At 39.1% G+C, this 10,846-nt stretch carries 10 protein-coding genes; 7 read left to right on the forward strand and 3 right to left on the reverse strand.

The genetic code is table 11. The annotated features are described in order from the left end of the window. Positions 1 to 68: 68 nt before the first annotated feature. Positions 69 to 491 (reverse strand): MCR_0457 family protein, encoded by a 423-nt coding sequence (locus J576_RS01235; protein ID WP_002052886.1) that lies wholly within the window; start codon positions 489 to 491, stop codon positions 69 to 71. 147 nt (positions 492 to 638) lie between these two features. Beyond that, positions 639 to 1,010: an MCR_0457 family protein gene (locus J576_RS01240; RefSeq protein WP_025467961.1), complete on the reverse strand. Its 372-nt coding sequence runs from the start codon at positions 1,008 to 1,010 to the stop codon at positions 639 to 641. 102 nt (positions 1,011 to 1,112) lie between these two features. Between J576_RS01240 and surE the strand changes: the two genes are divergently transcribed. The 3 genes from surE (at position 1,113) to J576_RS01255 (ending at position 3,865) form a co-directional block, all read left to right on the forward strand. Next, complete coding sequence (gene surE / locus J576_RS01245) at positions 1,113 to 1,883, forward strand: 5'/3'-nucleotidase SurE (RefSeq protein WP_002052561.1); 771 nt, start codon at positions 1,113 to 1,115, stop codon at positions 1,881 to 1,883. A 111-nt stretch (positions 1,884 to 1,994) separates the two neighbouring features. Continuing rightward, positions 1,995 to 2,834 carry a peptidoglycan DD-metalloendopeptidase family protein gene (locus J576_RS01250; protein ID WP_002052676.1) on the forward strand — a complete coding sequence of 280 codons (840 nt, stop codon included), beginning with the start codon at positions 1,995 to 1,997 and terminating at the stop codon, positions 2,832 to 2,834. Between the two features lie 101 nt (positions 2,835 to 2,935). Continuing rightward, positions 2,936 to 3,865, forward strand: a complete 930-nt coding sequence (locus J576_RS01255) for a LysR family transcriptional regulator (RefSeq protein WP_002052792.1) — start codon at positions 2,936 to 2,938, stop codon at positions 3,863 to 3,865. A gap of 56 nt (positions 3,866 to 3,921) precedes the next feature. Here the strand turns inward: J576_RS01255 and J576_RS01260 are convergent, their stop codons facing one another. Further along, positions 3,922 to 6,540, reverse strand: coding sequence for a Lon protease family protein (locus tag J576_RS01260; RefSeq protein ID WP_033855462.1), 2,619 nt, complete (start codon positions 6,538 to 6,540; stop codon positions 3,922 to 3,924). A 166-nt stretch (positions 6,541 to 6,706) separates the two neighbouring features. Here J576_RS01260 and J576_RS01265 point away from each other — a divergent pair, with 166 nt between their 5' ends. The 4 genes from J576_RS01265 (at position 6,707) to rpmE (ending at position 10,823) form a co-directional block, all read left to right on the forward strand. Then, on the forward strand, positions 6,707 to 8,896 hold the full coding sequence (locus J576_RS01265) for an AmpG family muropeptide MFS transporter (RefSeq protein WP_025467962.1): 2,190 nt from the start codon (positions 6,707 to 6,709) through the stop codon (positions 8,894 to 8,896). Positions 8,897 to 8,898: 2 nt separating this feature from the next. After that, positions 8,899 to 9,300 (forward strand): lactoylglutathione lyase, encoded by a 402-nt coding sequence (gloA, locus tag J576_RS01270; protein ID WP_002052709.1) that lies wholly within the window; start codon positions 8,899 to 8,901, stop codon positions 9,298 to 9,300. Positions 9,301 to 9,433: 133 nt separating this feature from the next. After that, positions 9,434 to 10,405, forward strand: a complete 972-nt coding sequence (locus J576_RS01275; protein ID WP_106465420.1) for a bile acid:sodium symporter family protein — start codon at positions 9,434 to 9,436, stop codon at positions 10,403 to 10,405. Positions 10,406 to 10,598: 193 nt separating this feature from the next. After that, complete coding sequence (gene rpmE, locus J576_RS01280; protein ID WP_001200845.1) at positions 10,599 to 10,823, forward strand: 50S ribosomal protein L31; 225 nt, start codon at positions 10,599 to 10,601, stop codon at positions 10,821 to 10,823. Positions 10,824 to 10,846: the final 23 nt, after the last annotated feature.

The following is a 10,846-nucleotide window of genomic DNA, read 5'->3' on the forward strand; positions in this document are numbered from 1 at the left end:
AAAGCCGACTTCTATGGGGGAAGTCGGCTTTTTCAAACAGTATTGTAACTAGAGAGTTTTTAACTAATTTAGTTTTGCGATTGATAAGCTTTTACGTCTTGACAAACTAACTTGTTTTGCTCGTTACCAGCAGCTTTCGCATCATTACGTGCTTCTTTTAAGACTTTCTTGAAACTTTTGTCTTTGCTACGTTTTTCTAAAGCTGCAACTGGGTCAGCTTCATTTGGTAAATAATCTTTCACAAGGCGCTCATAACCTTGGGCAAATTCAGCATCTTTTTTGCCAATTAAACTTGGACAAATTTCAGAAAGTACTTGAATTGCTGCTAATTCTTCGGGTGTAGTCCCTTTGGTCGGCGTAACTTCAACAACATTTTCATTTTCAGTTTTCTTTTCAGCTGTTTTTTTCTTGTCAGCAGCATAACCCACTGTTGCCATTGTCATGAGTAAAACAACAGAAAGTGATTGAACTAAGCTTTTTTTCATAAACATGGATAACCTGAAACAAAAATTTGAAATATGCCGATAGCTTAAACAATTTAAACGCTAAAAAAATGGAAAAAATGTATTGTTATGTAGGTTTTCTGCTTTACATAAACAGAAAACCCTTCAAAGAAAAGCGTATTGAGTCAAATAAACTTAATCTTTGTAATTTACCACTTCCTGACAAAGTTCGTGTTGCTCATGGTGATCCATTTCTTTTGCCGCTTGGCGAGCTTCACTTAAAAGTGTCTTGTATTCTGCATCATTTTGTAGGGCAGAAAAGGTAATTGACTTATTGGAATAACCACCAAGGTACATTGCAATAATTTTTTTAATATTCGTTTCAAGATTTTTATTTGCGCCAACAAAACTAGGGCAAATTTCTTGTAAAACTTGAGTAGATGCAATGTCATCTTTAATTAAGCTATCAGCTTCTTGTGTCGAGATACCCTCATCAGCAAAAACCGTTTGCGTACACAATGTGATACTGATCCCCAATACTTGAAAAAAAGGAGCGAAAGTTTTCATTTTTTCACAATTTTATAATGCTATGGAGGCATAAATATATATAATTCAACAAATAATTCAATTGAGAAAACCTTCGGGTTTATTTGTCGAGAAAGATTTTTTGTGAATATTCTAATTGCGAATGATGACGGTGTATTTGCACCAGGTATACAGGCTTTAGCTGAAGCGTTAAAACCATTAGGCCGTGTTGTTGTAGTTGCTCCAGAAAGTGAAAGAAGTGGATTTTCGAGCGCGTTAACATTAGATCGTCCTTTACGTCCTATTCAAATTGCTGAAGATGTATGGGCTGTAAATGGAACGCCAGCCGATTGCGTCTATTTATCTATGAATGGATTGTTTGATTTCGAATTTGACTTGGTAGTTAGTGGAATCAACAGTGGTGCAAACTTAGGTGATGATGTTCTGTATTCGGGAACAGTCGGCGCTGCATTTGAAGGACGCTTAATGAAACAGCCTGCAATTGCGGTTTCTTTAGCGGGTTCTGATGTGCGTTCATACAACCATAAAGATGATTATGCACAAGCAGCCAAATGGGTACATGACTTTATTGCCAAAGGTTTACCTGCGCTACCACCTCGACATATTTTTAATATTAATATTCCGGATGTACCTCAGTTGAAAGGTACACAAATTACCTATCAAGGACGCCGTGCTCAGTCTAAACCCATCACAAGTCATGTCGACCCAAGAGGAAGACAGGTTTACTGGATTGGTCTGGCAGGTGAAGCAGTTACGGATCCGCAGCGTATTGCTAGCCAGATTCAATCTGACTTTTTTGCGGTTGCAAACGGTTTTGTGAGTGTGACCCCAATTCAGATGGATGCAACAAACTATGCGGTTTTAGAGGATTTGCAGGCAAGCTTGGGTCAATAATTTGGCCCGAATGTTATAACTTTGTGAATATAGAAAAAGAGGAACATGTTTCCTCTTACTTTTTTGGTACTCTTAGCCGAAATGATTTGTAGCATTTAGTGAGGGAGATCGATGCATTTAACTGGGCAACAAAGCAGATCGCATATTCAAAGAGACAATATAATGAAAATTATGATGTTGTCTGTAGCTGTAGGTTTTACTGTTGCAATGGCAGGATGTGCTTCTAAACCACAAATTAATAATAGTTCTCGCTATTCAATGGCTCCTAACTATTACACCGTTCGTTCAGGTGATACTTTAAGTGGCATTGCAATGCGTTATGGTTTGGACTATCTCAGTATTGCAGAGATGAATGATATTGCTCCGCCATATCGTATTTATGTTAATCAATCATTACGATTGAAAAAATCTTCTTCACCAAAAACCGTGTCGACACAAGTCATGGCGCAACAAGAGCCAATTAAGCGCCAAACAATTGCAATACCGTCAACCACAACTCCGCCAACAACAACGGTTACTACACCGCCGCCAAGAACAGTTGCACCAACAACCAATACTAGCGTAGGTGCTTCTATTCCAAGTTCAAGCTTGCGTTGGGTGAAACCAAATAATGGTCCGGTTATCCAAGGATTTAATTTGGCGAATAATGTCAAAGGAATTCGTTACGGTGGTAACCAAGGTGATCCTATTTATGCGGCAGCTGACGGTCAAGTTGTATACGCAGCCGATGGTTTAAAAGAATACGGTAATCTCGTTTTAATCAAACATATTGATGGCTATATCAGTGCGTATGCCCACAATAGCAAGATGATGGTGAAGAGTGGAGACAATGTAACCGCAGGCCAAAAGATTGCTGAAATGGGGTCTTCAGGGGCTTCTCGTGTCATGCTTGAGTTCCAAATTCGCCTTGACGGTAAACCAATCAATCCGGCAAATCTTTTACCAAATTAGCTAATGCAATAAATATAGGTTTCCTCGTATAATGTAATTGGTTGCTTTCATTACAACAATAAGCATTTTTTATAAATTTAGAATTAGATTTGAGGAAACCTATGTTAGATCAGCTTCGTGCGATGGGTGTTTTTGCTTGTGTGGTTGAAAAAAGTTCATTTAGTGGTGCGGCACGTGAATTAGGCATTACAACAAGTGCTGTCAGTCAGCAAATACGTTCTCTTGAAAATGAAATGGATGTAATTTTATTACACCGTTCTACTCGAAAACTTAGTTTGACAGAGGCTGGACAGGCTTTTTTCTCAAGTTGCCAAGAAATGTTGGCAGCAGCAGAAAGAGGCAAAATCAGAATCAATGAATTGCGAGATGACTTGATTGGTGATTTGCGTATTGCAACAACCCCAGACTTAGCAGTTCAGCACATTATTCCTGCTTTATCTCATTGGATGTCTGCCCATCGCGGTTTATCTGTTCATTTTGAAGTGGGGCATCGTTATATCGACTTAATTGAAGAGCGAATTGATATTGCCGTACGTATGAGCTCTACGCCAGTAGAAGAGAGTAGTTCTGTAGTTCCTATGGCTTTTGTCGATCAGATTTTGGTAGCCTCTCCCAGCTATCTCAATCAATCAAGCCCGATTTTGCATCCCAACGATTTAAACAACCATGAGTTGCTTTCTATCAATGCAATGAACGAATCACGCACTTTTAACTTCCAGCATGCTAAAACAGGTGAAAAATTAAATATTGAGATGGTAAGCCGTTTGCAAAGTAATAATTTGCAAGTTGCTAAAGCCTTATGTCAGCAAGGACATGGTATTGCTAGAATTTTATATTTAGATGCTCAAAAAGAATTGAAGGCTGGTTCTTTAATTGAAATTCTTCCAGATTGGAAACTTCCAGCTTTCACTTTATATGCAGAGATCGCCAAACACGATCAACAGCCAATGAAGATTCAGCGTTGTGTTGAAGCGCTTAAACAGTATTTTAGTCAATTGGCTGGCGGAAGGGCCATGCAAATTGTTCGCTAATTTTACCTTATTCATAAAAAAGGGCTTGTGATTACAAGCCCTTTTTTTACTTAGTACTATTTTTGCTTCAGAGTCGCAACTTCTTCTTGAGTCTCTTGTGGAAGATCATCAGCTGTGAGCTCTTCGTGCTTTTTGATTTTTTTCTTGTTTTTCTTTTTCTTCTTTGGTTCCTCTTCAATTTCTGCACCATCTTCGATGGCTTGCCAATATTCAAGTTGCTCCATTACAGCCGCATAAATAGAGTGCTTACTGTACTTGCCTTTTTTATCGAGTGTACCGACTGGAGGAGCCATTAAAATTTCAAGTGCTTGGTCAATCGTATCAATCGCATGAATATGGAACTGACCAACTTTTACTGCATCAATTACATCTTGGCGTAACATCAAATGTTGCATGTTTTGACGTGGGATAATGACACCCTGTTTGCCAGTTAAACCTTGTAATTTACAAGCATCATAGAAGCCTTCAATCTTTGCATTTACATCACCAATTGGTTGAACTTGGCCTAACTGATTCATAGAACCGGTAATTGCCCATGATTGATCAATTGGTATTTGGCTAATTGCAGAAATTAATGCAGAAAGCTCGGCAACCGTTGCACTGTCACCGTCGACTTGCCCATAGCTTTGTTCAAATGCAAGCGCGGCAGAGAAGTGTAAAATCTGTTCACGGCCAAAGTGAGCTTTCAAGAAGCTAGACATGAGCAACACGCCTTTGGCATGGAGTGAACCACCAAGTTCTACACTACGTTCAATATCAAGAATATCACCGCCACCTTGATAAACTGAGGCAGTCAAACGTGAAGGTAAACCAAACTCAACATCTGCATAGTGAATAACGGAGAGGGCATTGATTTGACCTAAACGGTGGCTCGAAGTTTCGATTAACTGAGTTCCACGCGATAGATCCTGCCAGTAAAGTTCTCTTAAATAGCCTAAGCGATATTGTCTATGTTGTAATGCAAGATTAATGTGTTGGTCAGTTACAATCTTTTCATTGGCTTTAAATGCATGATGATGTGCTTCGCGAATGAGATCACCCAAAGTTGAAGCATGTAATGATAGTGAGCTTTGGTCTTCCGCCTGACGGCTTGAGTCGGTAAGTAAAGCTGCTAAAGCACTACGATCAAATGGAAGTAGTTTATCTGCTTGTACATAGTCAGCAATTAGCTGCATGTAAGCTTGTTCATTTTCGTCATTACGTTGTAATGTATCGGTAAAATCTGCACGAATTTTAAATACACTACCAAGCTCTGGTTCTACTTCTAAGATTTCATAATAAATCTCAGGTTCTGCCATAAGAACCACTTTAATATCAAGTGGAACTGCAGCAGGTTCTATCGAGATAGAGCCTGTTAACGTCAACATATGTTCAAGAGAAGAGAGTTTGAGTTGACCTGATTTTAAGGCACGTTTTAAACCCTGCCATGCATAAGGCTGTTCGAGTAATTGCTCGGCTTCAAGCATTAAAAAACCACCATTCGCTTGATGTAGAGCACCTGGGCGAATGAGTGTGAAATCTGTGGTAATTGTACCGTTGTGCGTAAGCTGTTCTACATGACCAAGCAAGTTGTAGTGGGTTGGGAAATCTTCAAAAATAACCGGTGCACCGCTGTTTGGTTTATTTGAAACAATTACATTTGCTTGATAACGTGCTGGTACACGATTGAACATAGCAGGAGCAAAGTCATCTTCTTCTTGCTCTAAAATGAGTTCAACGTTGTCAATTACATCTTGCGCATATTGTTTTAAATAATCTTCAAGCCCTTTAACTTGACCATACTTATTTAAAATTAAATCTATTCGTGGCATAACCACTTGAGTCGCGATGTCTCGATTTAAAACAGAGACTTTGTCTCGTGCATCGTCTTCTAAATCGCCTAAATGCAAACCAAGACGCTCAAGCTTTTTATCCATATAGCGAATATTCGCCGCGATTTCAGCACGCTGTTTACTATTTAAAGCATCAATTTCTGCTTGGGTCAGTTCTTGAACCTGATCATTTTTTACTTGGACAGGCACGAAACCATGCTTCTCATTTCGAGAAATTAATTTTAAATCGAGCTCTTCGCCTTCTTTTGTTAACTCAACAAGCGCTTCTTGCTGCTCATCTCCAGTTTCCTGACGAATTCGCTCAATACGGTTATGATAAGTCTCAGCACTAAAACGGCGTTCAAGCTGTTTTAAAATAATTTGCCAAGTTTGATGAAGAGTATGTTGAAACTTGGTTCCTTGCCCAGCAGGGAAGCGTAGCGCAATTGGCTGACGCGCTTGCTTAAAGTTATAAACATATACCCAATCATCTGGAGTAGGCATTGTTTTCGCATGTTGTTGTAGTAAACGCTTAATCATGGTGCGTTTACCCAAACCTGCCGTTCCTACTGCAAAAATGTTATAACCAGAGTAGGGTAAAGAAATGCCGGCTTCTACTGAAGCTTTGGCACGATCTTGTCCTAAAAAGTTATTAAGCGGTTTTATACGTTTTGTTGAGGCTGGAATATTTTCAAAATCTGGAATATGTGTAAGTTGCTCGGGTTTTAAGGCTGTTTTATCCAAAGTCATTTTTATATCAGGTTGCTCAAAAGCTGAAGGAAATGCATTTATTGTGACGTTTGTGGTGTTTGTTTTAGCGAGTGATAAAGTTGAAGTTGTCACTTGATCAAGTTTTTGTGTCACTGTTGATATCCAGCAAAAGAAAACGAAGGTTGAAGATTAAAGGTATACAGGTTTAGCATAAAATATCAAGCAAACTTGCTGCTTTTATCACCAAAACAAAACTTGATTGCAGAAAGAATCTTGAAAGCAATTGTAAGAAGCGATTGAATAGACGCATTTATAATTTATGGAAAATAAAAAACGAATGACCACACAAACCTCTGGTTGGGTCTCGGCGTTTAAAGCATTTTTAGACCGTCGTGCATTAATTATGCTATTTCTGGGTTTTTCTGCCGGAATACCTATTTTACTAATTTTCTCTAGTCTTTCTTTATGGCTAGGTGAAGCGGGCATTGATAAAAGTGCAGTCACTTTTTTCAGTTGGGCAGCTTTGGGATATTCCTTTAAGTTTGTTTGGGCACCTCTCATTGATGAATTGCCAGTACCGGTCTTGACCAAGGCTTTAGGTCGAAGACGTGCTTGGCTGCTTATTGCTCAGTGTTTAATTGTGCTTGCGATTTGCACCATGGCTTTCGCGGACCCAGCTTTAGGCCATAGCTATTTGGTTCAAATGGCAGCCGGTGCAGTGTTGCTTGGCTTCTCGGCAGCAACGCAAGATATCGTAATTGATGCTTATCGTATCGAATTAGCTGAAACTGAAATGCAGACGGTGTTGGCGTCGACTTATAATGCTGGCTACCGTATTGGTATGATTGTAGCTGGGGCTGGTGCATTATTTTTAGCAGCACATTTAGGAACAGCTAAAGGCAACTATATTTACGAGGCGTGGAAAACGACCTATTTAACCATGGCAGCAGTCATGTTAGTCGGTATTGTTACAACCTTGCTTGTCCGTGAACCTAAGGTTAATCGCGTATATAAAAACTACAAAACTACTGATTATTACCGTCTGGTTTTAGTCTTCTTTATAGCGGTCATTTCGTTTGTCATAACTTATATTTACTCAGGTCAAATTACCGAGGCAATTTCCAAAGCTGGCAATATTCAAGATAGTGCAGCTTTATTTGGTTTAGAAGCTTTAAGATTCTTAACAGCAACAGGTTCTGCCATTTTAGTTGGTTATGTGCTAGTTAAGATGGGTGTGGTCAACCAGCAAATGGCAAAAGAAACTTGGATTGCTCCAATTCTGGATTTCTTTAAACGTTATGGTGTCAAACTCGCGTTAGTGCTTCTATTTTTGATTGGCTTCTTCCGTATTTCAGACATCATTGCCGGTGTGATCTCAAATGTCTTTTATCAAGATCTAAACTTTAGCAAAGAACAAATTGCTGAAGCTGTAAAAGTTTATGGTGTGATCTTTAGCTTGGTTGGAGGCTTCTTAGGAGGCTTATTAGCACAGCGTATGAACATCATGAAACTGATGTTTGTTGGTGCTGTATTGGCAAGCTCTACTAACCTCATTTTCATTGGTTTAGTGAAATCTGGCAAACCCCTTGATATGTTGGATGTTCAAGTGGGAGACAAACATTATAAAGCTCAGCCAGATGAAGTAGGTTATTGGAAGATTAAAGTCCCGAGTTCCACTTTTGAAGGAACAAAACAAGTTGATGTAAAAGCTGGCTATGCTTTGCAAGGTCAACAAGCAGACACCATAGTCCGAGTTCAACCTCTAGTAACAACGTATGCTGAACATGTACCCCTACAGATTTTACCTTTGATGGGAAGTGACCAAATCACTGCTAAATCTTCTGAAGGCAGTGTGGTTGTTCGTGGTCAGTATTTTGGTAAAGCTTTATCGCCTAACCAAAAGATTGTGTTGAATCTTGATGGACAGAATTTTGATGCAAAAATGACAGATCAAAAAGGTGTATTTAACGCTGCAATTGATATGCAAAAATTACTGTCATCACCAAGCAAACAAATTACTGCGTCAGTTGTCGAAGGAAACCAAAAAGTATTATCAGTTTCCCATCATTATAACGTTGCTTCAAATTCTGTACCCAAAGCTGAATTAGATGTAAATATTGACCCTCTACCATATATTGATACTCAGTCAGGTAAAGAGGTTGAGATTAGCGGTAAGGTCATTAAGCCTTATAGTTCGCTGTGGCTCTACTTTGCAATTGTTGTGGATAATATGGCTTCGGGCCTCGCGGGTGCAGCATTTATTGCATTCCTTTCGAGCCTAACCAGTGTGTCATTTACCGCTGTTCAATATGCGATCTTTAGTTCACTCATGACCCTTACACCAAAACTTTTAGGTGGATATTCAGGTACCATAGTGAGTAATATTGGGTATCCAAACTTCTTTTTGATGACCACATTGATCGGGATTCCAATCTTAATTTTAGTGGTTTGGGTTGGCAAACTACTCAAAGATCATCAAACACATGAAACAGAAAAGGCAGGTGAATAAACATGCGAATGCTTCATACAATGTTGCGAGTAGGCAATTTAGAACAATCTTTAAAGTTCTATACCGAAGTATTAGGGATGAAGTTACTTCGTAAGCGTGATTATGAAGAAGGTCGTTTTACACTAGCATTTGTTGGTTATGGCGATGAAGAAAATAATACCGTGCTTGAACTTACGCATAACTGGGATACATCAAGTTATGATTTAGGCAATGCCTATGGTCACATCGCAATTGGTGTCGAAGACGCTTACAAAGCATGTGAAGAAATTAAAGCACGTGGTGGTAAAGTTGTGCGTGAAGCTGGCCCAATGAAGGGTGGCGTTACGGTTATTGCCTTTGTTGAAGATCCAGATGGCTACAAAATCGAGCTCATTCAGCAAGATGCAAATGCTAGAAATAATTAAATAATTGACTTTGGCGCTTTAAGATTTAGGTCTTAAAATCCTAGCTTTATTTTTATAGCCCAGTATGATGAAGGCTTGACCAAATGGTCAATTTATCAACTGGGTTTTTATTTGTCTAAAATAATCATAGGATGTGAACATGCTGAAGTTCTTGGCACTTGATCGATTTACAATTTTGTTGGTTGGTATGGTGCTACTAGCAACATTTTTTCCAGTCAGTGGTCAAGCTGCGCAGTATTTCAATACATTAACTACAGTCGCGATTGCAATTTTATTCTTCCTTCATGGAGCTAAGTTGTCTCGTGAGGCAGTCATTGAAGGTATTTTGCATTGGAAAATGCACTTGTTGGTATTTGCAATTACGTTCTTTATTTTTCCTGCCCTTGGTTTATTGGCTAAACCTATTCTTTTGCCCTTATTAGGACAGCAGCTCTATTGGGGCTTCCTGTTTATGTGTTTCTTACCTTCTACGGTTCAGTCTTCTATTGCTTTTACTTCAGTGGCAAAAGGAAATGTAGCAGGGGCGGTATGTAGTGCATCTTTTTCAAACTTGGTTGGCATGTTCATTACACCAGTTTTAGTGAGTTTCTTTATTTTAGGACAAAGTCAGCATGGCTTTGATCCAACATCATCTATTGTAGAAATTACGCTGTTGTTATTGGTACCATTTGTTTTAGGGCAATTGCTTCGTCCTTATGTTTTTCCATATATGGCAAAAGTACCAAGTATTGTAAAAGCGTTCGATCAAGGCTCAATTTTGATGGTGGTGTATGGTGCATTTAGTGGAGCGGTGGTTGCTGGACTTTGGCATCAAGTAAACTGGAAAACCTTACTTCTTTTGGCGCTCGCTTGCTCTGTATTACTGACTATTATTATGTTGCTTGCCCTGTATTTACCGCGTGCTTTTGGTTTTAGTCGTGCCGATCAGATTACTGTTTTCTTTTGCGGCTCAAAAAAGACCTTGGCAAGTGGTGTACCAATGGCACAAATCTTATTTATTGGTCAGCCTTTAGGAATGATTGTATTGCCAATTATGATATTTCACCAAATACAGTTAATGGTGTGTGGAGTAATCGCAAATTACTGGGCTAAATCCCAAGATTAATTCGCAAAAAAAAATTATATGGCGTATAATACTGTCCACTTGTTGTGCTTAGCTCTAACCCTAGAGGTTTCGGTGGGCCAAAAGAATGGTCTGTTGTGGTGTTGATCTGCTTGTAAAAGCTTTCCTCAATTTAATTGAGAGTGATCAATTGCGATGACAGCTTAAGCCTTTCTTCAATTAGGAGTAATCGACGATGCGCGCCGATATTCACCCAAAATATGAAAAATTAGTTGCAACTTGCTCATGCGGTAACGTAATCGAAACTCGTTCTGCTTTAGGTAAAGAAACTATTTACCTTGACGTATGTTCAGCTTGCCACCCTTTCTACACTGGTAAACAAAAGAATGTAGACACTGGTGGTCGTATTGACAAATTCAAACAACGTTTTGCTGGTATGTCTCGCTCTATCAAGCGTTAATACTTCAAAACGAAATAAAAAAC

Origin of the sequence: Acinetobacter sp. 766875 (assembly GCF_000582055.1) — a bacterium.
In the GTDB taxonomy this organism is placed as follows: Bacteria; Pseudomonadota; Gammaproteobacteria; order Pseudomonadales; family Moraxellaceae; genus Acinetobacter; species Acinetobacter nosocomialis.